This is a genomic window from Nocardia sp. NPDC127579 (genome assembly GCF_042672005.1).
Taxonomy (GTDB): Bacteria; Actinomycetota; Actinomycetes; order Mycobacteriales; family Mycobacteriaceae; genus Nocardia.
The window spans coordinates 241,951-264,325 of record NZ_JBHXVZ010000007.1 but is presented as its reverse complement, the minus strand read 5'-3'; the positions used below and the strand labels follow the sequence as shown (position 1 = coordinate 264,325).

Below are 22,375 nucleotides of genomic sequence, written 5' to 3'. Positions count from 1 at the left end.
CATGTCGAAGTGGACCACTCCCGTGACCGAGGCGCTGCGGGCCGACGGCCTGCGCATCGCCGAGCTCGACACCTCCGGTACGCCCGGCTTCACCGGTGACAAGAAGCACGGCCAGCAGCTGTTGGCCGAACGCGCCGCGGTGCTCTCCGAACTCCAGGAACGCCTGTACGCCAACGGGCGTACCGGCGATCACCGCAACGTGCTGCTGGTGTTGCAGGGCATGGACACCGCGGGCAAGGGCGGCATCGTCCGGCACGTGATCGGCTCGGTCGACCCGCAGGGCGTCGATCACGCCGCCTTCGGCGTGCCGACGCCGGAAGAGCGCCAGCACCACTACCTTTGGCGGATCCGCAATGCGCTGCCGCGGGCCGGGCAGCTCGGCGTCTTCGATCGCTCGCACTATGAGGACGTACTCGTGGTCCGGGTGCACAACCTGGTGCCGCCGCCGGAGTGGGAACCGCGCTACGACGAGATCAACGCCTTCGAGCGGGAACTGGTCGACCAGGGCACCACGGTGGTGAAGGTGGCCATGTTCGTCTCGCTCGACGAGCAGAAGCGGCGGCTGCGGGAACGCCTGGAACGGCCCGACAAGTACTGGAAGTTCAACCCCTCCGATATCGACGAGCGGGCCTACTGGCCCGCCTACCAGGAGGCATATCAGGCCATGCTGGACCGGACCAGCACCGACCACGCGCCCTGGTACGTGCTGCCCACCGACAAGAAGTGGTACGCCCGCCTGGCCGTGACCGAGTTGCTGATCGACGCGCTGCGCAGGTTGAAGCTGGAGTGGCCGCCCGCGGATTTCGATATCGCCGAGCAGTTGCGCAGGCTCGATGCCGCCGGATGAGCTCAGCGGCCGGAGGCGGCAGCGAAGCGTAACCATGGAGGCCGTAGTGAATCCGGCAATCCGGCAGAGCGTGAGCGGACTCACCACGGGGAAATTTCGGAAACTCTCAGGTTCACCCAGGAGGATGTGGGCGAACCGGCAAGTCGAGCGAAAGGCGTGGTGAACACACGGTGAGCAAGAACCCGGGCGGGCGAAAGAAGCCGAATCCGCTGGCCGGCGTGCAGCGCGGTGACCGTAACCGCAACCTCGCGATCCAGGTCGGGGTGGCCGCCGTGATCATCGGCCTGATCGCCGTCATCGGCGTCAGCATCGCGATGAAGAAGAAGGAGAAGGACGACCCGGGGCCGACCCCGTCCATCGCCGCCGCCACGGCCGCCAACGGCGTCACGGGCACCATCACCGACAACGGGTCCATCCGGATCGGCAAGCCGGAGGCCAAGACCACCGTGCGCGTCGTCGCGGATCTGCAGTGCCCGGCCTGCCAGGCGTTCGAGGCGCAGTACAAGGATCTGCTGGAGCGCAACGTCGCCGACGGCAAGATCGCCGTCGAATACAACATCATCTCGTTCCTGGACCGGGCCTCGGGCACCGAGTACTCCACTCGCGCCGCCAACGCCTCCTACTGTGTCGCCGAAACCGATCCGTCGAAGTACCAGGCCTGGCTCGGCGCCATGTTCGCCGGGCAACCGCCGGAGGGCACGGGCGGCCTGACCGACGAGCAGATCATCGCGATCTCCAAGCAGGTCGGCTACGGCGACGAGATCACCGCCTGCGTCACCGACAAGAAGTACGCCAAGTACATCAAGCGGATGACCGAGCGGGCCTTCGACGAGGGCGTGCAGTCCACGCCGACGGTGTTCGTGAACGGCCAGCAGACCAACCCGGCGCAGCTGGAACAGGCGATCGCGGGGGCGGCAGGACAGTGATCGACGCGCCACCCCGGTCCGCCTGGCTGGTCTTGCTGGGCGGACTGGCGGGCTGGCTGGCCTCGGTGACCTTGACCGTCGAACGGATCAGGCTCTACACCGACGCCGGATACCAGCCCTCGTGCAGTATCAATCCGATCCTGTCCTGCGGGACGGTGATGGCCAAGCCGCAGGCCGCGGTGTTCTTCGACCTGCCGAACCCGCTGATCGGCGTGGTCGGTTTCTCGGTGGTCGTCACCCTCGGGGTGCTGGCCGTGTGCGCGGTCAAGATGCCGCGCTGGATCTGGATCGGCCTGTGGCTGGGTACCCTCGCGGGCGCCGGGTTCATCTGCTGGCTGATCTTCCAGAGCCTCTACCGCATCGACGCGCTGTGCCCGTACTGCATGGTCGTCTGGGCGATCATCACCCCGCTACTGGCCGCGGTGACCCAGATCGTCTGGGGCGGTGCGAAGGGCCCGCTGGGCGTGGTCGCGGAATGGCGCTGGACCGTGGTCGCGGTCTTCTACGCGGTGGTGCTGCTGCTGGTTTTCCTGCGCTTCCAGGACTACTGGCTGTCGCTGGTCTGAGGGCTCACCCGACGGTCGCCGCTGCCTCTTCGCGGTCGTATGCGGCGGCCACCACCTGCGCCAGCTCCTCGTTGAACGCCTCGTGGGCTTCGGTGTTGCCGAGGTGGCCGGTCGGCAGCACGGTCATCCGGACCAGGCTGCCGGTCTGGCGCAGCAGCTCGGCGATCTGCTCGGCGTGCGCCACCGGGGTCATGTCGTCGAACGAGCCCGCGACGATCGTGGTGGGCACCACCAGGTTGCGCGCGGATTCGCCGAGATCCATCTCGGCGAGCAGGAATCCGAAGCGGGCCCGGACCAGGGCCGGGCAGGACCGCACGATATTCAGGCTGAAGTCGAGCAGGTCGCCGGTCGCGGCCGAGCTCATGATCTGGCGGGCGAAGATCCACTTCACCGGGCCGATCGGCGGGAGGACCATCGGGCAGCCGAGTCCGGCGCGGCCGAGCAGGAACGGCAGCGGCACGTGGGCTTTCAGTAGCCGGGACGGCTGATTGAACAGCGGCACCACGGTGGTCTGGAAGATCAGGTGCGCGGCCGCGGTATTGGTGAGCAGCACCGAATGTGCCCGCGCCGGAACCTGTTCGGGGTAGCGCCCGGCCCAGGCCTGCATGGTCATGCCGCCGAGGCTGTGGCCGACCAGGACCGCGCGCTCGCTGGGGCCGAGCGCCGCGGCCAGGACATCGGCGAGATCGTCGGCCAGCAGGTCCATGGTGAGCGGGCTGGTACCGAATTCGCTGGCGCCGTGGCCGCGCTGGTCGTAGGCGATGACGCGGTATTCCCCGGCGAAGGCGTTGATCTGGGCGTTCCAGTATTCGATGGCGCAGGTCCAGCCGTGCACCAGCACGATGGCGGGCGCGTCCTCGGGGCCGTAGGAGTGCACGCGCAGGCGGGCGCCGTCGCGGGCGGTCACCGGGATGACCCGATGCGGCACGGTGGGCGGATTGAACGCCGCGGTCGCGTAGGTGCGAGAACGCAGGTTCGCGCGATGGGTGTCGAACAGGGCGCTGGATAGACCTGTCCACACCGTCGTCAGCAGGGCACGCATCGGACACTCCTTTGTGTTACTCAAAGACACAGTAACGCGAAAGGGTGCCTGCTTGCTAGTGCTAGCAGCGAAAGTTATTACCAGCGCGGACCGCGCTGTACCTCGTCCACCTTGGGGCGCACATCCGCCAGGTACACGCCGGTCGCGATGATCGCGATAAACGTGAGCAGGGTCAACGTTCCCGGACGGCCCGCCAGCAGCGGCAGGATCAGCAGGAACAGCGAGACGCCGAGCAGTACCAGCCACAGCTGTTTGGTCTGCTTGTCGACGGCGGTGAAGGCGTCGGAACGCTGGCGGACCGCATGAACGAACGCGAAGATCGCCGCGCCCAGTGCCACCAGCCATAGCGCGGCCTCGATCAGGAATGTCACCTGCAAGACAGTCACCTCACCATCCTAGGAGCAAACCCCCGCGTATCCCGATGCGGCGAACGACACACGCGCGGAGTCCTCGCGCCAATTGTCCGCCCACATCGGACCCGGTGGGGCGTTCTGGGCGCGAAACCCCTTGAATACCAATACGACCCCGCGCCGAAGCGGCGCGGGGTCGGATCGCGGGGAGATTTACGCCTTCTTAGGGGCGGCCTTCTTGGCCGGGGCCTTGGCGGCGGCCTTCTTGGCGGCCGGAGCCTTCTTCGGAGCCGGCGCCTTGACCGGAGCGGGCTCCGGAACGGTCTCGGTGGTGACCTCGACGACCTCGGCCTCGACCACCGGGGCCGCGTCGGCGACCGGGGCGTCCTCGACCTTGGCCGGGCGGCCGAGCAGGCCGTTCACCCGGTCCAGCGCTTCCTCGGCGCGCACGGTGGCGTCCTTGTAGAGCGCCTCGACCCGCTCGATCTGGTCCTCGACCAGATGGTTGGCGCGCAGCCGCTCCACGGTCTCCTCGCCGCGCACGGCCAGGTCGGCGTAGAGGTCGAGCACCTTGGCGCGGTACTCGTCGGCCAGCTTGCGCAGTTCCTCGGGGGTGAACTTCTCACGCAGTTCGGCCAGATCCTCGGGCAGTTCCGAGGGCAGCCCGGCCAGGCGTTCGCGCAGGCTCTCGAACTGGGCCTGCACGTCGGCGGGCACATTGGCGAAACGCTCGCGGGCCTCTTCGACCCGGCCGGTCACATCGGCGCCGACGGCGCGCTCACGGACCTGGGTCACCACATCGGTGACGGCGGTGTAGACGGCATCGCCCGCGCCGACGGCGGCGAGGATCGGCTTGCTGGTGCTGAGGGTCTTCTCGGTCATGATTCTTCGTTCTCCTGGCGTGGCGGAGTGTCGTGTGTCGTAGTCGGAACGGCGCTGTCCCATGCGATCCCCCCTGACTCGTCTCCACCGTTTTCGCGGCGAAACGATTCATAGATATCCAGCAGGACCTGCTTCTGCCGTTCGCTGATCGACGTATCGGCGAGCAGGGCATCCCGGACCGGACTGTGCGCTCGCTGTTCCAGATAGCCAGCCCGTACGTACAACACCTCCGAGGACACCCGCAGCGCCTTGGCGATCTGCGCGAGTACTTCGGCGGATGGATTTCGCAATCCGCGTTCGATCTGACTCAAATACGGATTACTCACTCCCGCCAGGGCGGCGAGCTGACGCAGCGAGACTTGCGCGGCTTCGCGCTGCGATCTGATGAAACCGCCGATGTCGTGCGCGGCACGTCCCACCTTGTCGCCGACACCCTCGGATTGCTCGTCGGGCTGGTCGGTGTACTCGGCGGAAACCTCGGGCTGGTCGGCCATCACTCACCTTCTGGTGGTTGTACGGGTTCGATTCTAGGGCAGGGTGCTAACTCTTGCAAGCACCTTGTTAGCGCACGTCGGTCAGCCGTGGAACAGCAACTGCGAAACCGTGTAGATCGCGAGTCCGGCCAGCGCGCCGACCACCGTGCCGTTGATCCGGATGAATTGCAGATCACGCCCGACCTGCAATTCGATCTTCTTGCTCGCCTCCTCGGCGTCCCACTTGGCCACGGTGTCGGTGACCAGGGTGGTGAGCTCGGCGGCGTAATTCTGCACGAGATAGCGGACGCCGCGATCCAGCCAGCCATCGACCTTGTCGCGCATCCCGACGTCATCGCGCAACCGTTCGCCGAGCTGCTGCACGTTCTCGGCCACTTTGCGGCGCAAGGTGCTGTTCGGGTCGTCCGCCGATTCCAGAATCAGGCGTTTGGCCGCGCGCCAGGTCGCCTCGGCCATTCCGGTGATTTCCTCGCGGCCCATCACCTGGGCCTTGATCCGTTCCGCCTTCTTGATCATCGCCTCGTCGTGCTGTAGGTCGTAAGCGAATTCCTCCAGAAAACGATTCGCCGCCAGCCGCACCTCATGCTCGGGATTCGAACGCACCTTCCAGGTGAATTCCACCAGTTCGCGATAGATCTTCTCGGCCAGCAGCACATTGGCGAACTTCGGCGCCCAGGACGGAGCGTCGCGCATGACGATCCGATCGATGGTCTCCTGGCTGCCCAGCGCCCACTGGTGCGCGCGCTCGGCGAGCATGTCCAGCAGCACCAGCTGCCGATTGTCGGCCAGCAGTTCGGCCAGCACCCGCCCGATCGGCGGACCCCACAGCGGCTCGGCGATCCGCTTGACGATGGTGCTGTCGATGACCTGCTGCACGTCCTCGTCGCGCAGCACGCCGACGATCGCGCGCAGAATCGTCGAACTCTCCTCCGCGACCCGGGCCGCGTGCGCCGGATCGGCCATCCAGCGACCGACCCGCAGCGAGACCTCCGCCGACTGCACCTTCGCCGAGACCACCTCCGGTGCCAGGAAGTTGGTGCCGACGAAACTGCCCAGGCTGGCGCCGAGCTGGTCCTTCTTCTTGCGGATGATCGCGGTGTGCGGAATCGGCAGGCCGAGCGGATGCCGGAACAGCGCGGTCACCGCGAACCAGTCGGCCAGCGCGCCGACCATGCCCGCCTCGGAGGCGGCGCGCACATAACCCACCCAGTCGCCGCCCTGGCCGCGCGACTCCAGCCACCGGCAGAACAGGTAGACCACCGAGGCGAAGGCCAGCAGCCCCGTCGCGACCGCCTTCATCCGGAACAGGTCGCGCCGCTTGCTGGTTTCGTCGACGAAGAAACCGGCGGGCGCGGACGGAGCGGGCGCGAGCGTCGTTGGCGCGTTCTGCATGCTGTCCATTCTGCTGTGTCGTGGTGATCATGCCCCGCCGCGCGCGGTCCGATTGTGTGGGATGCCCCGCATCCGGGGGCCAAACGTGCCGCATCGTGATAGCTGGCACCTAAGCTGTGTGACAAAACGCTAATCACACCCGGTTCCCCGGAACCGCCTATCGAGGGAGCCCACGCTGTCCACCGAAGACCTGGTCGATGTCGGCGAGCGTTCATCGGCGCGCGGCGGTGCGACGGCGCCCCAAGCAGACGGCCGCAAGCGCCGGTGGCGCCAGCACAAGATCGACCGCCGCGAGGAACTCGTCGACGGCACCCTGGCCGCCATCCGCAAGCGGGGCAGCAATGCCGGTATGGACGAGATCGCCGCCGAGATCGGCGTCTCCAAAACGGTGCTCTACCGGTACTTCTCCGATAAGAACGATCTGGTGCACGCCACCATGCAGCGGTTCATCGAGACGACGCTGATGCCGCGGGTGTACGGCGCGATCAACCTCGACGCCGCCGAATACGACCTGGTCCGCGCGGCCCTGGCGGAGTACGTCGGCACCGTCGACGAGGATCCCGAGGTCTACCGGTTCATCATGGGCAACGGCTCGGGCGATCAGTCCTCGCTCGCGGAGTTCGAGAAACTGTTCGCCGAGGTGGTCTCCACCGTCATCATCGACCGCGGCCGCGCGCACGGCGCCGAGACCGAGGGCGCGTTGCTGTGGTCGTATGTGCTGGTCGGCGGGATCCAGCTGGCCACGCACTGGTGGACCACCGACAAGACGATGTCACGCGACGAGGTCATCGACTACCTCACCATGATGGCCTGGAGCGCCATCGAGGGCATGATGCGCGCGGGCGGCTCGCCCGCGAAATTCGCGCAGCTGCCGCATGTGCTGCCCGAGCGCGAGGACTGAGCCCGAGGGGTCTGAGACAGGCACGCGTCCGCCTTGCGGGGTTGGTTAGTCTGAGACGGACGCGGTGCGCCAGGGGGCACCGATTGCGCGGTCGGCACCAACGGAGGTACCTCGATGGCGAAGCAAGTTCCGACGTCCCGGCTTGCTCGTGGCACGAAACTGGGTGCCGTTGCTGCGAGCTCGGTGCTGCGCACCCAGCGCACCCGGCTGTCCATGCGCGGGCGCTCGGAGGCGGTGCGCGCGAAGATGGCCGAGGAGTCGATGATCCGCACCACCGAGCAGGTGGTCATGGTGCTGGGCACCATGAAGGGCGTGGCCATGAAGCTGGGCCAGATGATGTCGGTGCTGGATATGGACCTGGTGCCCGAGGCGCATCGGGAGCGGTTCCAGAAGCGGCTGGCGGTATTGCGCGATTCCGCGCCCAATGTGTCGTTCGAGGCGATGAAGCAGGTCGTCGAGGAGGATTTCGGCCGGCGCCTGGAGGAGGTGTTCGCCGAATTCGATCCGGAGGCGGTCGCGGCGGCCTCGATCGGCCAGGTCTACCGGGCGCGGCTGCACGACGGCCGTGAGGTCGCGGTCAAGGTGCAGTACCCGGGCATCGACGCCGCCGTGCGCGCGGATCTGAAGAACCTCAACATGTTCCGCAAGGTGTTGCAGTCGGCGCTGCCCTGGGTGACGCCCGCCGTGCTGGACGAACTGCGGCTCAATATGGAGGGCGAGCTCGACTACCAGGCCGAGGCCGCCACGCAGCTCGAGATCGCCGAGCTCTACACCGGGCACCCGTTCATCGTGGTGCCGCGGTCGTTGCCGGAGCTCAGCACCACGAGGGTGCTGGTCAGCGAGTACCTGCCGGGCCGCGGTTTCGACGAGATCCGGCAGCTGCCCGACGCCGATCGCAATCGGATCGGCGAGATCATCTACCGGTTCTATGTCGGCTCGCTGTTCACCTTCAACGAGTTCTGCGGTGATCCGCATCCGGGCAATGTGATGCTGGCCGACGACGGACGCGTCGGATTCCTGGATTTCGGGCTGTTCAACCGGATGGATCCCGACTACGTGAAATTCGAGGCCATCTGTCTGCGGGCGGCCGCCGAGGACCGCGCGGAAGACTTGCAGCGCTTGATGATTCAGCGTGGCGTGATCGACTCCCCGGAGGAGGTCGGCCCCGAGGAGTGCCTGGAGTACGTGCTCGCCGCCTCCGAATGGTGTCTGGTCGACGAGGAACTCACCATCACCCCCGACCTGGCCAGCGGCGCGTTCCTGCTCGCCGTCGACCCGCGGGCCAGCGAGTTCGCGGGCATGAAGCAACAGAATCTGCCGCCGGAGCACCTGTTCTCGCGGCGCGCTGATTTCCTCACCTTCGGCATGCTCGGCCAGCTCGACTGCACCGCGAACTGGCATCGGGTCGCCCGGGAATGGCTCTACGACGAACCACCGGTCACCGACCTCGGCAAAGCGCACGCCGAGTGGCTGGCCGACCATCCGCCGGTAACCACCAAGAAGAAGACGCGTGCCAAGCGTCCCCGTCGCTCCTGAACGAAAAGAGTTGTCCCCCATGGCAGAGAACCGCGAATTCGATCTGATCCTGTTCGGCGCCACCGGTTTCGTCGGCAAACTGACCGCGGAATATCTGCGCGACGCGGCTCCCGCGGGCGTGCGGATCGCCCTGGCCGGGCGATCGTTGGACAAACTGACCCGGGTGCGCGCGGAACTCGGTGCGGCGGCGGCAGATTGGGGTCTGGTGGTGGCCGACTCCGGTGACCGTGCCGCACTCGACGCCTTGGCGGCGCGCACGAAGGTCGTGGTCACGACCGTGGGTCCGTACCTGCGCTACGGTATGCCGCTGGTCGCTGCGTGCGCGCAGGCAGGCACCCACTACGCCGATCTGACCGGTGAGCCGCTGTTCATCCGAGACGCCATCGACGCCCACCACGAGGCGGCCCTCGCCAGCGGCGCCAAGATCGTGAATTCCTGTGGCTACGACTCGATTCCGTCGGACCTGAGCGTCTACCGGCTGTACCGGGCCACGGTCGAGGACAATACCGGCGAGCTCACCGACACCACCCTGATCGCCGCGCTCAAGGGCGGGGTCAGCGGCGGCACCATCGACTCCGGGCGGGCCATGATGGAGGCCATCGCCAAGGATTCGTCCAAGGCGGCGGTGCTGGCACACCCGTACTCGCTGAGCCCGGACCGGTCGATGGACCCCGACGTCGGCCGCCAGACCGATCAGGCGCTGGAGCGGGCCGCCACTATCGATCCCAGCCTGGACGGCTGGGTGTCCACCTTCGTCATGGCCTCGCACAACACCAAGATCGTGCGACGCAGCAACGGCCTGCTGGGCTGGCCGTACGGCAAGAACTTCCGCTACCGCGAGGTGATGAGCGCCGGGAAGTCGGTGGCCGCGCCGCTGGTGGCCGCCGGTATGGCCGGCGGCATCGTGGCCACCATGGCCGTCGGCGCGGTGCTGTCCCGCGTCGAGGTGGGCCGCAAACTGCTGGACCGAGTGCTGCCCAAGCCCGGCACCGGGCCCAGCGAACAGTCCCGCGACAGCGGCTGGTTCACCATGAAGACCTACGCGCACACCACATCCGGAGCCAAATACGTCGCCACCTTCGCCGGTCAGGGCGATCCGGGCTACAAGGCGACCGCGGTGCTGCTCGGCGAGGCCGGGCTGTGCCTGGCGCTGGACAGTGCGGCGCAGCCCGAACTGGCGGGCGTGCTCACCCCGGCCGCGGCCATGGGTGACGCGCTCACCGACCGGCTGCGCGCGGCCGGCATGACCATCGAAGTCGCGCGGGCGCAATGAATCTCGCACGCCGCACGATGAATCACCCGGCGCTGGCGGCGGTCTACGAGCGGGCCTGGCGACCCGCCCTGTTCTTCGCCGCCAGTGGCCGGACGATGGGCACCGACCAGCGTGACGCGGTTGCGCAGCTGCGACTCGACGGCGAGCAGCGCGTGCTCGATATCGCCTGCGGGCCGGGCAATTTCACCCGTTATCTGAGTAATGCCCTGTCCGGCAACGGTTTCGCGGTCGGCCTGGACTACTCCGAGCCGATGCTGGCCCGCGCGGTGCTCGACAACGCCGGTCCGCGAGTCGGCTATCTGCGCGGCGACGCCGCCCGATTGCCCTTCGCGGACGGCACTTTCGACGCGGTGTGCTGTTTCGGCGCGCTGTACCTGATCCCGGATCCGATCGCGGCCACCCGCGAGATGGTCCGGGTGCTGGCACCGGGCGGTCGCATCGCGATCAGCACCAGCGTCCGCGACGACTCCGCGCTCGGCCAGGTCGGAAAGATCGTCGGCGGCTGGTCCGGCCTGCGGGTCTTCCCGCGCCGGACCTTCACCGACCTGTTCGCCGAACTCGGCCTCGTCGACGTCGAACAGCAGGTCCACCGCCTGCTGCAATACGTCAGCGCGACCCGCCCGGCCTAGATGGTGGCCGCGTCGATGACGAAGCGGTAGCGGACGTCGCTGGCGACCACGCGGTCGTAGGCGTTGTCGATCTCGTCGGCGGAGATCACCTCGATTTCCGCGCCGATGCCGTGTGCGGCGCAGAAATCCAGCATCTCCTGGGTCTGGGCGATACCGCCGATCATGGAACCGGCCAGCGAGCGGCGGTAGCCCGCAATGGTGAAAGGCTTTACTGCGAGCGGCTTTTCGGGCAGGCCGAGGATGACCAGGGTGCCGTTCAGGTTCAGCAGGCGCAGGTAGCTGTCGATCGGCAGATCCGCGGACACGGTGTTCAGGATCAGGTCGAAGCGGCCACGCAGCTCCCGGAAGGTCTGCTTATCGCTGGTCGCGTAGTAGTGATGCGCGCCGAAGCGCTTGCCGTCCTCCTGCTTGCTCAGCGAATGGCTGAGCACCGTGACCTCCGCGCCCATGGCCGCGGCCAGCTTCACGCCGACGTGCCCGAGCCCGCCCATGCCGATGATCGCGACCCGCTTGCCGGGGCCCGCGTTCCAGTGCCGCAGCGGCGAGAACAGGGTCACGCCCGCGCACAGCAGCGGCGCGGCCACATCCAGCCCGATGCCCTCGGGAATCCCGACGACGAAGTGCTCGGTCACCACGACCTGCGTCGAGTAGCCGCCCATGGTGTAGCCCTCCGGCTGCACGGCCGGATCCACCGGAGTGTTGTAGGTCATGGTGTTGCCGTTTTCGCAGTACTGCTCCTCATCGCCCAGGCACGGGCCACAGCGACCGCAGGAATCGACCATGCAGCCGACCCCGACCCGGTCGCCCACCTGATATTTGGTGACCGCGCTGCCGACCGCCGCGACCAGACCGGCGATCTCGTGGCCGGGCACGCACGGGTATTTGGTGCCGCCCCACTCGTCGCGGGCGGTGTGGATATCGGAATGGCAGATCCCTGCGAACTTCACGTCGATGAGCACATCGCGCGGGCCGAGGTCCCGGCGCTGAATCGTGACCTTCTCGAAGGCGCCGTCCGGCGCGGGGATGGCATAGGCTGCGGCGCTCGTCATGCGTACATGCCTACCGCCGCATGCCCGGGTTTGCCAAGCAGCCCCCGTGAGTATTGCCATCCTGTGGTGCGGCGAAGTCCGCCACAATGGAATGGGTGTGTCCTTCCGGAGGCGGGAGCGCGATGGACGATCAGTGGCGCTACATGAGAGACGAGGTCCGGCCCCAGCACATCGACGGGCCGGGCGGCGGCGGCCGGATACTGACCCTGCTGGTGGTGGCGATTCTCGCCGCGACCACCTTCATCGGTTTCCGGGCCGAACTACCCCAGTGGGCGCCGTTCGCCCACTCCGAGATCGTCGCCGCACCGTATTCCACCCGGCCGGCCCCCACGCTGGACACACCCGCCGTCACCGCCACCGTGCGGCCCGCCCTGGTCCACATCAGCACCTCCAGCCGCCCGTTCGGGGCGGGCGCCGCCGGGTCCGGCATCGTGCTCACCGCCGAAGGGCAGGTGCTGACCAGCCATCACGTGGTGAAGGGCGCGGACACCGTCACGGTCACCGATGTCGGAAACGGCGAGGTGTACCAGGCCACCGTGCTCGGCTACGACTCCGGCGCCGATATCGCCCTGCTGGAATTGACCGGGGCTGCCGAATTGCCGGTGGCCACCATCGGCAATTCCGGCGACGTCCGCATGCGCGACGAGGTGATCGCGATCGGCAACGCGGGCGGCCTCGGCGGCGACCCGACCGCGATCCCCGGCGTGGTCACCGATCTGGACGCCACCATCGTGGCGCTCAACGCAGCCGACCTGACCCGCAAGGCGCTGTCGGGGATGTTCGAGATCGCCGCGCCGGTGACCTCCGGGCAGTCCGGCGGCGCGCTGGCCGATCGGCGCGGCACCGTCATCGGAGTGATCACCGCGGCCTCCGGTGACCCGGCCCAGAAATCCGCCGACGACGCCAACGGCTACGCGGTGCCGATCGACCGCGCCATGCGGGTGGTCCGGCAGATCCAGTCCGGCACACCCACCGAGACCGTTCACGTCGGCCCCACCGCCACCCTGGGCGTGATCGCCTCCAACGCGCAGCCCGCGGGTACGGGTGCGCGGGTGGAGGCCGCCATCTACGGCATGCCCGCGCATGCCGCGGGCGTGCTCGAAGGCGAGATCATCATCGCGCTCGACGATCGCGCCGTCACCAGCACCCAGTCGCTGCACGCGGCCCTGAACATGTATCGCCCCGACCAGACCGTCGGCGTGCTGGTCACCGGGCCGCACGGCGAACGCCGGATCCCGGTGGAACTGACCGTCGGCCCACCCAACTGACTGTCGGTTACACGCGGTTGGCTGCTGGTCTGGGTGATTGGCGGCCGGTTCCGCGCAGTTGGCCGCTCGCCGAGCTGATTGGCCGCTGGTCCCGGGTGATTGGCCGGTGGCCCAGGCGGTTGATCTACGGGTCCACGCGGCTGATCGTCGGCCCAAGCGGTCGACCCTCCACGGAGGTGGGAGAGTGGGGCCATGCGCCTGTTCGCCGCTGTCCTGCCGCCGGAAACGGTGCTCGCCGAATTGGCCGCCGCCGCCACGGAATTGCGCACCCGCGCAGCCCCGGACCGGCTGCGCTGGACCGGGCAGGCCGGATGGCATTTCACCCTGGCGTTCTACGGTGAGGTCGATGACGCGCTCGTGTCCGGATTGTCGACCCGGTTGCGCCGGGTGGCGCGGGCCAGCGCGCCGTTCGAACTAGCGTTGCGCGGGGGCGGGCGCTTCGAGGACCGGGTGCTGTGGGCCGGGGTCACGGGTGATCTGCCCGCGTTGCGGGCCCTGGCCGCAGGCGCGGTCGCCGCGGGCCGCCGGGCCGGGCTGGATCTGCGCGAAAGCCGAAGCTACCGACCGCATTTGACTCTCGCCCGGGCCTCCGGCGGCGCGGACTTCACCGAATACGTCACGGCGCTGGCGGATTTCGCCGGACAGCCGTGGACCGTGCGGGAGATATGCCTGATCCGGAGCCGGCTGCCGCGCTCCGGTATACCGGGGGAGCAGCCGCGCTACGAGACCGTGGATCGCTGGCCGCTCAGCTGAAGACGACGGTGCGGCGACCGTGCACGAGCACCCGGCCCTCCAGATGCCAGCGCAGGCCGCGAGCCAGCACAACCCGTTCGATATCGCGGCCCTGGCGCACCATGTCGCGGACGTCGTCGGCATGGTCGATCCGGGAGACGTCCTGCTCGATGATCGGGCCCGCGTCGAGTTCGGCGGTCACGTAGTGGCAGGTGGCGCCGATCAGTTTCACGCCGCGAGCGAAAGCCTGGTGGTAGGGCCGCGCCCCGACGAAGGACGGCAGGAAGCTGTGATGGATGTTGATGGCGCGACCGGCCCAGTGCTCGCACAGCTCGGCGGGCAGCACCTGCATGAACCGGGCCAGCACGACGGCCTGCGGGTCGTGCGCGTCGACCAGCTCGCGGACGGTCTCGAAGGCGGGCCCGCGTTCGGCCGGGTCCTTCGGGAACTCGACGTGGTGGAAGGGGATGCCGTGCGCCTCGGTCATGGCCGCCAGATCGGGATGGTTGCCGATCACCGCCTCGATGGTCGCGGGCAGTTCACCGCTGGTGGCGCGGCCGAGCAGGTCGTGCAGGCAGTGGCCGTCCTTGCTGACCAGCAGGACGATGCGGCGCTTGGCGCCCGAGTCGAGCAGTTCCCATTCGGTGTCCGGGCCGAGTTCGGCGGCCACGCCCGCGAACCGGTCGCGTAGTTCGTCCAGGCCGAACGGGACGGTCGCGGCCTTGATCGCCTGCCGGGTGAAGAACCAGCCGCTGTCGGTGTCGGATCGGCGGCGCTCACTGGACCCTCCATGGTCACGCTGCGCTGCCTCCTCCGGGCCCTGAGCTCGCGCCGCGGAGTGATACCCCGCCTCCACGATCGAGCCGCCGAACTCGGCGATGAACGAGGTGATCCTGGCGATGATGCCCGGTCGGTCCGGGCAGCCCAGGGTCAGCACATAGCGGCGGTCGTCGGATAGGTCGGCGGCACTCATCCGGCCATTCTCCCAGGTGAGCCGGGTTGTCCGGGCGTGCACCCGCCCGCCGGGCAGCTAGAGCTTGTAAAACGGTTCGGCGTAGTGGAATTCGCCGCTGATCTGCGGTTCGTAGGCGGTGAGCGGTCGCACCTGGAAGTGCGTGGCCCAGCTCGGCTCGTCGGGCGCGATGCCGAGGCGGGCGGCGGGTACGAAGCCGAACCGCGGGTAGTACTCGAGGCTGCCGAGCATGCCGACCAGCGGCTCGTCCAGGGCGTCGGCGGCGCCGAGGGCGGCGTGCATGAGCGCCGTGCCGACACCCGCGCCCTGCTGCGCGGCGAGGACGCCGAGCGGGCCGAGCGCCAGTACCGGATAGGGGCCGACGGCCGCGCGGGTGAGACAGACGTGCCCGACCACCGTGTCGTGCTCGACCGCGACCAGCGACAGTGTGGGTATCCAGCCGGAGTCGCCGCGCAGCTGGTCGACCAGCGCCACCTCCGGTGGTTCGGCCAGCCCCTCGTTGCCGGGGGAGTCGGCGAAGGCACTGCGATGGACTGCGGCGATCTGGACGAGATCGTCAGCGCGTTCGCGACGAATCAGCACGGGTCCTCCGACCGGGTTGGATCAATGGCACCGCTGTGGACTCTACGAGTGTGCGGTAAGCCACCGCACGCCGCAACGGAATTCGCGACACCGCGGCGTGCGCCGGTGTGCCAGACTCTGAGCCCATGGCCGACACCTCTGCGCTGACCCGGGCCGATGTGGCCGCGATGATCGATCACACGCTGCTCGCGCCGGAGGCGACGCCCGAACAGGTGGCCGCGCTGGTGGCCGAGGCGCGCGAACTCGGCGTGTACGCGATCTGCGTGTCGCCGTCCATGCTGCCGGTGCGCGCGCCCGGCGTCGTGGTCGCGACCGTCGCGGGTTTCCCGTCGGGTAAACATCATTCGCTGGTCAAGGGTGCGGAGGCCCGGCTCGCCGTCGAGCAGGGCGCGGCCGAGGTGGACATGGTCATCGATGTCGGCGCGGCCGTCGCCGGTGATTTCAACGCGGTGCTCGCCGACATCATCACCGTGCGCGAGGCCACCGCCGAGGGCGCGGTGCTGAAGGTGATCATCGAATCGGCCGCCCTCTCCGACGAGGCGATCGTGGCCGCGTGCCGCGCCGCCGAGCAGGCAGGCGCCGATTTCGTGAAGACCTCCACCGGTTTTCATCCCGCCGGTGGCGCCGGCGCGCACGCGGTGCGGTTGATGGCCGACACCGTCGGCGGTCGCCTCGGGGTGAAGGCCAGCGGCGGCATCCGGACGGCCGCGGCCGCCGCCGAACTGATCGCCGCCGGTGCCACCCGGCTCGGGCTCTCGAAATCTCGTGCGGTGCTCGATGGTTTCCCCGCCTAGCAGCTGACGTTCGTATCGCCCTGGGACGCGGGCAGTTCCGAGCGGCCGCCGTTGAGCCGCACCGCGATGCCGTCATCGGTGACGCTGATCTCGGTCGGTTTCATGTCGAACGGGTAGCTCTGCAGGCTCTTGGAGATCACGTCGACGATGCCCTGCACCAGGTCGGTGGGCAGGCCGAGGCCGAGCAGTTCCGCGGACTGCGTCTCCACCACGACCGCGCCGTTGCTGATCGCCGGCTTGACCTCGAGTTCGGCAAGCCCGCCGAGCACCTTCAGGGTGAGCATGCCGGTGGACTTCGAGGAGCTGACGCCGGTGACCAGGCCGGTGAGCGTTTCCTCGATGCCCTTGTTGCTCCAGGTGACATCGGCCGAGGAGCTGCCGATGCTGCCGCCGCCCTTGCCGCTGTCGACCATCTCGACATCGTTGAACCGAGCGTGCACCACCATGCCGACGGCCGGGCCGAACTTGGTGTCGTCGCTGTCGACGGTGACCTTGCCGACCTTGCCGTCCAGGTAGGTGATGAGCAGGGGTTTCACCCCGAAGCCGACATCGATCTTGGAGCCCATCTCCTGCTCGAACTGCGCGGAGACGCAGCCGGCGATGCGGTGGCGGGCGTAGGCCTCGCCGCCGACCAATAGGGCGACCAGCAGCGACACGACGACCACCAGGGAGATCGTCAGGGTGCGCCGGCTGACCCGAGGGGAGGGCTGGGCTTCAGTCATGCCGCCGATTCTTCCCGATGGGCTCGAGTGCGGGTTGTGGGCACGCTAAGAAATTGACTACGGGAGTTGCCGGTCGGGATGGCCGACGCGGCCTCGATTGTGAGATGTGACACAGGTTTCGAGCGTAGCCTGATTGCCATGGCTGGCGATGCGGCGGGCCGCGCACCCGAATCCGTGGCTCATGGGTGGCGTGTGCTGCGGCGGCTGGCCGCCCGGCACGCCGGATTCTTCACGACGCGACAGGTTTTGCGCACCGGATGTGAAACCCGAGTACGCGCCGGGCTCGGCGACGGCACGGTGGTCCGCGCCGGGGTCGGCCTGTTGCGCCTGGCCGAATGGCCGGACGGCCCGCTCGACGAATTCGCCATGTGGTCGGCCTGGTTCGACGGCGCGGCCGCGGTCTCGCACCAGAGCGCCGCGGAACTGCACGGAATCGGCAGTCTGCGACCGCGTTTCCTGCATCTGTCGGTGGGCGCGGGCCGTCCGCCGGTGACGCCGCGGCTGGTGGTGCTGCGTCGCGCGCTGGTCGGCGCCGATGTGGAATCGGCGGGGCCGTTCCTGGTGACCACCCCGGTGCGTACCGTGCTCGACCTGGCCGAAGCCGATATCGGCCAGACCGCGCTGGACGAGGTGATCGGCGACGCGGTCGCGATCGGCCGCTGTCGCCGCGAGGAGATCCATCTGGCCAGCACACGCCTGCCACCCCGGGCTGCGGGCCGCGTGCGGCGCGCCCTGACCCGATTGTGAATTCGCGTGTGATCCGTGCGGCACGGCGCCGATCGTGACAGGGTGAGCGAGTATGGGGACGATGGGGCAGGGCCGCTGGGATCTGGTGTTTCCGTCCGGCGCGCCCGAACGGGTGGGCGATATGTTCGCCACCGCCGTCGTCGCCGACGCGGTCCGCGGGCACGATCCCGATCTGGCGCAAACCGTGGAGACCTGCCGCGATTGGAATCGCGGCTACCGCACCATCTTCCGGGCCATGACGGCGCTGGGCGCCTGCTCATCCGCGCACGCCGCCGGAATCGCGGCCGATGGATTGGCTTGCGCGCGTGGCCTGCTGCGCTTCGTCACCGAGTACGCGGCCGCGCCGCTGGACAGCTTCGATCTCGCCGCCGTGGCGCAGCGCGAGCCGCTGGAGACCGGCCTGATTCGCGGCGCCGCCGAACCGGCCGCGCGCCTGGAGGTTCCGTATCGCGGCGGATTGCTGGCCGAGGAGGCGCTGCGCCGTCAGCTGACCGACTGGCGGCAGCGCGGCATTGTCGAGCCAGGCTTCGCCACGGCGCTGGAGCGGGTGATCGACCATCCGGAGTGGCTGTCGCTGCGCGGTTTCCGCGTCGTGGTGGCGGGCGCCGGTGAGCTGGCGCCGCTGCGGCCGCTGCTGCGCTGGGGCGCCGACGTTATCGCGGTGGCCCGGCCCGGCCCGGCGCGCTGGCGGGAACTCGAGCAGTTGGCCCGCGCCGGAGCCGGGGTGCTGCGCTATCCGATCAGCCCGGGCCCGCGCCCGTTCGACGGTGGGCCCGGTGCCGACATCACCACGCAGTTCCCCGCGCTGCTGCATTGGCTGCGGGCGGGGCTCGCCGAGGGCCCGCGGCCGGTGTTCGGCGGTTACGCTCACCGTTTCGGGCCCGGCGGGGTCCGGTTGGCCGCGGCGATCGATGTGCTCGCCGAGGACGTGCTGGCGCGGCGGCCGGATGCCGCACTGGCCGTGCTGGGGTCGGTGACCGACTGCTACGCGGTGCCGGAATCGGTGGTGGCCGACGCGCATCAGCGGCTGCGCCACCGCGGGCGGCGCGGCCCGGTCCAGGATCTGCTGCGCCTGCTCACCGGATCGTCGCTCTACCAACCGAATTACCAGCTGCGCGTCACCGACGCGGCGGGGGAGCTGTGGAGCGTCGCCGACGCCATGGTGCCCGCCGAGGGTCCCGATCATGTACTGGCACACCGGATCCAGCGGTGGCGCGGGGTCCGCGCGCACGCTACCGGCCGGGTGGTCTCGTGCGCGGTCGCGCCGTTGGTCCGCACTCGGAGCCTGGTCGCCCAGCCCCGGTTGGCGGCCGCCTACGCCGGCGCGCACCGCTTCGGCATCGAGATCTTCGAGGCCGAGACCGCCCGCACCCTGCTGGCCGCCAAACTGGTGGCCGACCTGTGCGCGCCGTCGGCCGATCGTGATCCTGAGGGCTTGTTCGCGCACGGCGCGGCGCACAGCGGCCTCTGGCGGCAGCCGTTCGAACCACGCTCGATCCTGCCGATCGCGGCCCTGGCCGGTCGCCTGCCCGTGCTGCGGCCCCGAAGCTAAACCGCCGCATCACCTTTCGGTGCGACGGTGGCCCACGGTACCGACAGCACGCAGTCCCGCATCCGCCGCCGATACGCGCGCACCGGAAAACCCTCCTCCCGCAGGTACTTCGACGCCTCTCGCCAGCGCACCCGCGGCCCGAACGGCGCCAGCGCGGACGCCCGCGCCCAGGCCCGGTCCGCGGCGCTGAGCAGCGCGTGCACCCCTTCGCCGGGAATATTGCGGTGGATCAACGCCTTCGGTAGTCGCTCGGCGATATCGGAGGGCTGCTCGACGGTGAACGGATCCCAGGCCAGGGTCAGCGACAGCGGACCGGTTCGGTCCAGCAGCACCCACGCGCAGCGGCGGCCCAGTTCGTCGCAGGTGCCGTCGACCAGCAGCCCGTCCGGTGTCAGCCCGGCCAGAATGGTGGCCCACGCATCGGGCACCGCGGCCTCCGGATACTGGCGCAGCACATTGAACGCGCGCACCAGAACCGGTCGCAGCCCGGCCAATTCGAAGCCGCCGCGCGCGAAACTCACCCCGTCGCGCCCGGGCACGACCCGGGCCGGATCGATCTCCAGTCCGACCACCCGCACGTCCGGGCGCACTGTTCGTAGACGTGCGGCCAGCTCCAGCGTCGTCCAGGGGCTTGCGCCGTAGCCGAGATCCACCACCAGCGGATCCGCGGCGTCCAGCAGACGCCCGGCGACCAGGTCGTCGTGCATCAGCCAGCGGTCGCTGCGTCGTAACCGGTTGACGCCGGTGGTGCCCCGGGTGATGGTGCCGAGTGGTTTGGTCAGCTGGTGGGATTGCGCGCTTCCAGCCACTTCACCGTCTCTTCGGCTTCGGCGCGGAACAGGTCGACCAGGTTCACCAGCATCAGCTGCTCCAGCCGCGGACCCACCATCGGGATGAACACCTTCGCCTCCGGCGAGAAGCGCATGGTGCATCCGGTTTCGGTGGGGAACAGGCGAATTCCGCCGTTGAGGCTGCCCGGGCCCGCGGGAATGGACGCCGAGAACTTGCCGACGGTTTCCTCCTCGTCGAACCGGCCCCAGCTCTCCTTACGGGTGATGATCATGTCCTTGCGCATGACCGCCTGCGCGATCTCGGGCAGCATCTCCCGTGGCAGCGTGTGGTGCAGCACGACCTCGATGCCCGAGTCGCTCACGTCGAGGCTGACGACCTCGTTACCCGGGGTGTACTTCCGCATCTCCGCGACCCGCGCCTCCCAGTACTCCTGGGTGCCGAGCGCCTCGTAGAGCTCCTTGGTGGTGTGCAGCGGGTAGCGAGCGGAGTAATCCAATCGACGTGCCATGCCCGCACACGTTACCGGGATCGATTGCCAGGCCGTCGCTCGGCGCGCATGTCACAGTGGGCCCGGCCGGGGCTTGGCCGGGACCACAGCGGCGGCCGGATCAGCCCTTGCGGGAGGCGATCCAGGTGTTGGTGAACTCTTCCTCGGACTGCAGCAGCTCGGTCAGGTGCTCCTGGATGGCCTTCTCGATCTTGCCGCCGAACAGCGGGATCTTGACCTCGATCTGGCCCTGCACGGTCGCACTGGACTCGGTGCCCGCGTCGGCCAGGGTGACGGTGCCGCGCACCTGCGCCGGTGCACCCTCGACGGTGGCCTCGAAGGTGGCCGAGTCGCCGGTCCAGGTCTCGGTCCGCGGAATGATCAGGTCGCCGGGGCGGACCGCGGTGATCGCGGGCGGCAGCAGCTCGGCGGAGATGGCCTGCACCATCTCGACGCGGACCCGATCACCGTCGGCGCTGAAGGAGTCCAGGCGCGCGTTGTCGCCACCGACCTCGGCGATGCGATCTTTCCAGTACTGCTCGTCGGCGAGGGCCGCGCGGACAGCGGCGGCCGGGTGGGTGTAGCGGGCCGTGAACGCCAAGGGTGTAGCCATGTGCGCACACGCTACCGGGCGTCGGGCCGTGCGCCACACCCCGTTGTCCGGCGACTGCCGGGAGCCGTCGCGGGCGCCGCGATCGGATACCGTCTTCGGCGTGCGTACTTCACGGGTGCTGTCTTCGGCCGACCTGCGTGACCTGCTTGCCGGAACCGGCGCCCAGCTGCGGGAATCGGTGCGCCTGGCCGAGCTGACCACATTGCGGGTCGGTGGTCCGGCCGCCGTCGCCCGGTGCGCGTCGACCGAGGCCCTGGTCGCGACGGTGCGCGCGTTGGACGCCAAGGGAATTCCGGTGCTGCTGCTCGCGGGCGGCTCCAATCTCCTGATCGGCGACGACGGTTTCGACGGTGTCGTGGTCGAGATCGCCACCACCGGGGTCGAACTCGGTGCGGACAGCGTGTGCGCCCAGGCGGGCGCGAACTGGGACGCGGTGGTGTGCCGGACGGTCGAGGCGGGATTCGGCGGACTGGAGTGCCTGTCCGGTATCCCGGGTTCCGCGGGGGCGACACCCGTGCAGAACGTCGGCGCCTATGGCGTGGAGGTGGCGAGCCTGCTGCGCCGCGTGCGGCTGCTGGATCGCGCGAGCGGTGCGATCGGCTGGGCCGAGCCCGCCGAGCTGGGTTTCGGCTATCGCACCAGCAAGCTCAAGCACAGCGATCAGGCTGTGGTGCTTGCGGTCGAGTTCGCGCTCGATCCGTCCGGCACCAGCGCGCCGCTGCGCTACGGGGAATTGGCCACCACCCTGCGGGTCACCGATGGTGGCACCCGGCCCGCGGCGGAGGTGCGCGCGGCGGTGCTCGGGCTGCGCGCGGGTAAGGGCATGGTGCTGGATCCGGCCGATCACGACACCTGGAGCGCCGGGTCGTTCTTCACCAATCCGGTGGTGCCGCACGCGCGCGTCGACGCGGTCCGAGCGCTGATCAGCGCCCATGTGGGCGATATCACCGTGCCGACCTATCCGGCGCCGGACGGCGTCAAGTTCTCGGCGGGCTGGTTGATCGAGCGCGCCGGTTTCGCGAAGGGTTTCCCGGGGCCCGAGGCGGCGGCCCGGCTGTCCACGAAACACACGCTCGCACTGACCAACCGGGGTGCCGCGACCGCAGCCGATCTGGTGGAGCTGGCACGGACGGTCCGGGCGGGTGTCGAGGCCCGTTTCGGTATCCGGCTCGAGCCCGAACCGGTGACCGTCGGCCTCACCCTCTAATACGGCATAACGGGCATTT

25 protein-coding genes are annotated in these 22,375 nt (G+C 69.0%); 13 read left to right on the top strand and 12 right to left on the bottom strand.

Going from position 1 to position 22,375, the window contains the following annotated elements:
* Position 1 precedes the first annotated feature (1 nt).
* The 3 genes from ACFVMC_RS24030 (at position 2) to ACFVMC_RS24020 (ending at position 2,339) form a co-directional block, all read left to right on the top strand.
* Positions 2 to 847, top strand: a complete 846-nt coding sequence (locus ACFVMC_RS24030) for a polyphosphate kinase 2 family protein (RefSeq protein ID WP_379213672.1) — start codon at positions 2 to 4, stop codon at positions 845 to 847.
* A 170-nt stretch (positions 848 to 1,017) separates the two neighbouring features.
* Complete coding sequence (locus tag ACFVMC_RS24025; protein ID WP_379213670.1) at positions 1,018 to 1,773, top strand: DsbA family protein; 756 nt, start codon at positions 1,018 to 1,020, stop codon at positions 1,771 to 1,773.
* Entirely contained in the window at positions 1,770 to 2,339 is a 570-nt protein-coding gene (locus tag ACFVMC_RS24020) for a vitamin K epoxide reductase family protein (RefSeq protein WP_379213668.1), read from the top strand. Before ACFVMC_RS24025 ends, ACFVMC_RS24020 begins: the two co-directional genes overlap by 4 nt.
* A 4-nt stretch (positions 2,340 to 2,343) precedes the next feature.
* On the opposite strand, the gene ACFVMC_RS24015 is transcribed toward ACFVMC_RS24020, so the two are convergent.
* The 5 genes from ACFVMC_RS24015 to ACFVMC_RS23995 form a co-directional block, all read right to left on the bottom strand.
* The gene (locus ACFVMC_RS24015) at positions 2,344 to 3,381 is read right to left on the bottom strand and encodes an alpha/beta fold hydrolase (protein ID WP_379213666.1); all 1,038 of its coding nucleotides are present in this window, start codon (positions 3,379 to 3,381) and stop codon (positions 2,344 to 2,346) included.
* Between the two features lie 77 nt (positions 3,382 to 3,458).
* Positions 3,459 to 3,767, bottom strand: coding sequence for a DUF2516 family protein (locus ACFVMC_RS24010; protein ID WP_379213664.1), 309 nt, complete (start codon positions 3,765 to 3,767; stop codon positions 3,459 to 3,461).
* A 177-nt stretch (positions 3,768 to 3,944) separates the two neighbouring features.
* Positions 3,945 to 4,613 (bottom strand): heparin-binding hemagglutinin, encoded by a 669-nt coding sequence (locus ACFVMC_RS24005; RefSeq protein ID WP_379213662.1) that lies wholly within the window; start codon positions 4,611 to 4,613, stop codon positions 3,945 to 3,947.
* Complete coding sequence (locus ACFVMC_RS24000; protein ID WP_379213660.1) at positions 4,610 to 5,107, bottom strand: helix-turn-helix domain-containing protein; 498 nt, start codon at positions 5,105 to 5,107, stop codon at positions 4,610 to 4,612. Before ACFVMC_RS24000 ends, ACFVMC_RS24005 begins: the two co-directional genes overlap by 4 nt.
* 81 nt (positions 5,108 to 5,188) lie before the next feature.
* Positions 5,189 to 6,499, bottom strand: a complete 1,311-nt coding sequence (locus tag ACFVMC_RS23995) for a DUF445 domain-containing protein (RefSeq protein ID WP_379213658.1) — start codon at positions 6,497 to 6,499, stop codon at positions 5,189 to 5,191.
* Between the two features lie 190 nt (positions 6,500 to 6,689).
* On the opposite strand from ACFVMC_RS23995, the gene ACFVMC_RS23990 reads away from it, so the two are divergent.
* The 4 genes from ACFVMC_RS23990 (at position 6,690) to ACFVMC_RS23975 (ending at position 10,838) form a co-directional block, all read left to right on the top strand.
* Positions 6,690 to 7,400, top strand: a complete 711-nt coding sequence (locus ACFVMC_RS23990) for a TetR/AcrR family transcriptional regulator (RefSeq protein ID WP_379214078.1) — start codon at positions 6,690 to 6,692, stop codon at positions 7,398 to 7,400.
* 114 nt (positions 7,401 to 7,514) lie between these two features.
* A complete protein-coding gene (locus ACFVMC_RS23985) occupies positions 7,515 to 8,936 on the top strand; it encodes an ABC1 kinase family protein (RefSeq protein ID WP_379213656.1) in 1,422 nt (473 codons plus the stop codon).
* A gap of 19 nt (positions 8,937 to 8,955) precedes the next feature.
* Positions 8,956 to 10,209 (top strand): saccharopine dehydrogenase family protein, encoded by a 1,254-nt coding sequence (locus ACFVMC_RS23980; RefSeq protein ID WP_379213654.1) that lies wholly within the window; start codon positions 8,956 to 8,958, stop codon positions 10,207 to 10,209.
* Positions 10,206 to 10,838, top strand: a complete 633-nt coding sequence (locus tag ACFVMC_RS23975) for a class I SAM-dependent methyltransferase (RefSeq protein WP_379213652.1) — start codon at positions 10,206 to 10,208, stop codon at positions 10,836 to 10,838. Before ACFVMC_RS23980 ends, ACFVMC_RS23975 begins: the two co-directional genes overlap by 4 nt.
* Here ACFVMC_RS23975 and ACFVMC_RS23970 read toward each other — a convergent pair.
* Positions 10,835 to 11,887, bottom strand: coding sequence for an NAD(P)-dependent alcohol dehydrogenase (locus tag ACFVMC_RS23970; protein WP_379213650.1), 1,053 nt, complete (start codon positions 11,885 to 11,887; stop codon positions 10,835 to 10,837). The genes ACFVMC_RS23975 and ACFVMC_RS23970 overlap by 4 nt on opposite strands.
* 122 nt (positions 11,888 to 12,009) lie before the next feature.
* Between ACFVMC_RS23970 and ACFVMC_RS23965 the strand changes: the two genes are divergently transcribed.
* Entirely contained in the window at positions 12,010 to 13,155 is a 1,146-nt protein-coding gene (locus tag ACFVMC_RS23965; protein WP_379213648.1) for a S1C family serine protease, read from the top strand.
* Between the two features lie 192 nt (positions 13,156 to 13,347).
* A complete protein-coding gene (gene thpR / locus ACFVMC_RS23960; RefSeq protein ID WP_379213646.1) occupies positions 13,348 to 13,908 on the top strand; it encodes an RNA 2',3'-cyclic phosphodiesterase in 561 nt (186 codons plus the stop codon).
* Here the strand turns inward: thpR and ACFVMC_RS23955 are convergent.
* Together ACFVMC_RS23955 and ACFVMC_RS23950 are read right to left on the bottom strand one after the other, a co-directional pair.
* Complete coding sequence (locus tag ACFVMC_RS23955; RefSeq protein ID WP_379213644.1) at positions 13,901 to 14,860, bottom strand: formyltetrahydrofolate deformylase; 960 nt, start codon at positions 14,858 to 14,860, stop codon at positions 13,901 to 13,903. The two genes, thpR and ACFVMC_RS23955, sit on opposite strands and share 8 nt — an antisense overlap.
* A gap of 57 nt (positions 14,861 to 14,917) precedes the next feature.
* Positions 14,918 to 15,442 carry a GNAT family N-acetyltransferase gene (locus tag ACFVMC_RS23950; RefSeq protein ID WP_379213642.1) on the bottom strand — a complete coding sequence of 175 codons (525 nt, stop codon included), beginning with the start codon at positions 15,440 to 15,442 and terminating at the stop codon, positions 14,918 to 14,920.
* Positions 15,443 to 15,567: 125 nt separating this feature from the next.
* Between ACFVMC_RS23950 and deoC the strand changes: the two genes are divergently transcribed.
* Positions 15,568 to 16,236 (top strand): deoxyribose-phosphate aldolase, encoded by a 669-nt coding sequence (gene deoC / locus ACFVMC_RS23945; RefSeq protein ID WP_379213640.1) that lies wholly within the window; start codon positions 15,568 to 15,570, stop codon positions 16,234 to 16,236.
* On the opposite strand, the gene ACFVMC_RS23940 is transcribed toward deoC, so the two are convergent.
* Entirely contained in the window at positions 16,233 to 16,958 is a 726-nt protein-coding gene (locus ACFVMC_RS23940) for a DUF2993 domain-containing protein (protein WP_379213638.1), read from the bottom strand. The two genes, deoC and ACFVMC_RS23940, sit on opposite strands and share 4 nt — an antisense overlap.
* Before the next feature lie 138 nt (positions 16,959 to 17,096).
* Between ACFVMC_RS23940 and ACFVMC_RS23935 the strand changes: the two genes are divergently transcribed.
* On the top strand, positions 17,097 to 17,705 hold the full coding sequence (locus ACFVMC_RS23935) for a hypothetical protein (RefSeq protein ID WP_379213637.1): 609 nt from the start codon (positions 17,097 to 17,099) through the stop codon (positions 17,703 to 17,705).
* Positions 17,706 to 17,757: 52 nt separating this feature from the next.
* On the top strand, positions 17,758 to 19,257 hold the full coding sequence (locus ACFVMC_RS23930) for an NAD(P)-dependent oxidoreductase (RefSeq protein ID WP_379213635.1): 1,500 nt from the start codon (positions 17,758 to 17,760) through the stop codon (positions 19,255 to 19,257).
* On the opposite strand, the gene ACFVMC_RS23925 is transcribed toward ACFVMC_RS23930, so the two are convergent.
* From ACFVMC_RS23925 to ACFVMC_RS23915, 3 genes are all read right to left on the bottom strand, one after another.
* Positions 19,254 to 20,066 carry a class I SAM-dependent methyltransferase gene (locus tag ACFVMC_RS23925; protein ID WP_379213633.1) on the bottom strand — a complete coding sequence of 271 codons (813 nt, stop codon included), beginning with the start codon at positions 20,064 to 20,066 and terminating at the stop codon, positions 19,254 to 19,256. The genes ACFVMC_RS23930 and ACFVMC_RS23925 overlap by 4 nt on opposite strands.
* Positions 20,036 to 20,557 (bottom strand): DUF2505 domain-containing protein, encoded by a 522-nt coding sequence (locus ACFVMC_RS23920; RefSeq protein WP_379213631.1) that lies wholly within the window; start codon positions 20,555 to 20,557, stop codon positions 20,036 to 20,038. The genes ACFVMC_RS23925 and ACFVMC_RS23920 overlap by 31 nt, the downstream gene beginning before the upstream one ends.
* Positions 20,558 to 20,657: 100 nt before the next feature.
* The gene (locus ACFVMC_RS23915; RefSeq protein ID WP_379213629.1) at positions 20,658 to 21,149 is read right to left on the bottom strand and encodes a DUF2505 domain-containing protein; all 492 of its coding nucleotides are present in this window, start codon (positions 21,147 to 21,149) and stop codon (positions 20,658 to 20,660) included.
* Between the two features lie 118 nt (positions 21,150 to 21,267).
* Here ACFVMC_RS23915 and ACFVMC_RS23910 point away from each other — a divergent pair, with 118 nt between their 5' ends.
* Positions 21,268 to 22,356: a UDP-N-acetylmuramate dehydrogenase gene (locus tag ACFVMC_RS23910; RefSeq protein ID WP_379214077.1), complete on the top strand. Its 1,089-nt coding sequence runs from the start codon at positions 21,268 to 21,270 to the stop codon at positions 22,354 to 22,356.
* Positions 22,357 to 22,375: the final 19 nt, after the last annotated feature.

Bases quoted from the DNA above. Each gene is read 5' to 3' on its own strand.
- ACFVMC_RS24030 (WP_379213672.1), top strand. From the start codon at position 2: ATGTCGAAGTGGACCACTCCCGTGACCGAGGCGCTGCGGGCCGACGGC.
- ACFVMC_RS24015 (WP_379213666.1), bottom strand. From the start codon at position 3,381: ATGCGTGCCCTGCTGACGACGGTGTGGACAGGTCTATCCAGCGCCCTG.
- ACFVMC_RS24005 (WP_379213662.1), bottom strand. From the start codon at position 4,613: ATGACCGAGAAGACCCTCAGCACCAGCAAGCCGATCCTCGCCGCCGTC.
- ACFVMC_RS24000 (WP_379213660.1), bottom strand. From the start codon at position 5,107: ATGGCCGACCAGCCCGAGGTTTCCGCCGAGTACACCGACCAGCCCGAC.
- ACFVMC_RS23995 (WP_379213658.1), bottom strand. From the start codon at position 6,499: ATGCAGAACGCGCCAACGACGCTCGCGCCCGCTCCGTCCGCGCCCGCC.
- ACFVMC_RS23985 (WP_379213656.1), top strand. From the start codon at position 7,515: ATGGCGAAGCAAGTTCCGACGTCCCGGCTTGCTCGTGGCACGAAACTG.
- ACFVMC_RS23980 (WP_379213654.1), top strand. From the start codon at position 8,956: ATGGCAGAGAACCGCGAATTCGATCTGATCCTGTTCGGCGCCACCGGT.
- ACFVMC_RS23975 (WP_379213652.1), top strand. From the start codon at position 10,206: ATGAATCTCGCACGCCGCACGATGAATCACCCGGCGCTGGCGGCGGTC.
- ACFVMC_RS23970 (WP_379213650.1), bottom strand. From the start codon at position 11,887: ATGACGAGCGCCGCAGCCTATGCCATCCCCGCGCCGGACGGCGCCTTC.
- ACFVMC_RS23965 (WP_379213648.1), top strand. From the start codon at position 12,010: ATGGACGATCAGTGGCGCTACATGAGAGACGAGGTCCGGCCCCAGCAC.
- thpR (WP_379213646.1), top strand. From the start codon at position 13,348: ATGCGCCTGTTCGCCGCTGTCCTGCCGCCGGAAACGGTGCTCGCCGAA.
- ACFVMC_RS23955 (WP_379213644.1), bottom strand. From the start codon at position 14,860: ATGAGTGCCGCCGACCTATCCGACGACCGCCGCTATGTGCTGACCCTG.
- deoC (WP_379213640.1), top strand. From the start codon at position 15,568: ATGGCCGACACCTCTGCGCTGACCCGGGCCGATGTGGCCGCGATGATC.
- ACFVMC_RS23940 (WP_379213638.1), bottom strand. From the start codon at position 16,958: ATGACTGAAGCCCAGCCCTCCCCTCGGGTCAGCCGGCGCACCCTGACG.
- ACFVMC_RS23935 (WP_379213637.1), top strand. From the start codon at position 17,097: ATGGCTGGCGATGCGGCGGGCCGCGCACCCGAATCCGTGGCTCATGGG.
- ACFVMC_RS23930 (WP_379213635.1), top strand. From the start codon at position 17,758: ATGGGGACGATGGGGCAGGGCCGCTGGGATCTGGTGTTTCCGTCCGGC.
- ACFVMC_RS23920 (WP_379213631.1), bottom strand. From the start codon at position 20,557: ATGGCACGTCGATTGGATTACTCCGCTCGCTACCCGCTGCACACCACC.
- ACFVMC_RS23915 (WP_379213629.1), bottom strand. From the start codon at position 21,149: ATGGCTACACCCTTGGCGTTCACGGCCCGCTACACCCACCCGGCCGCC.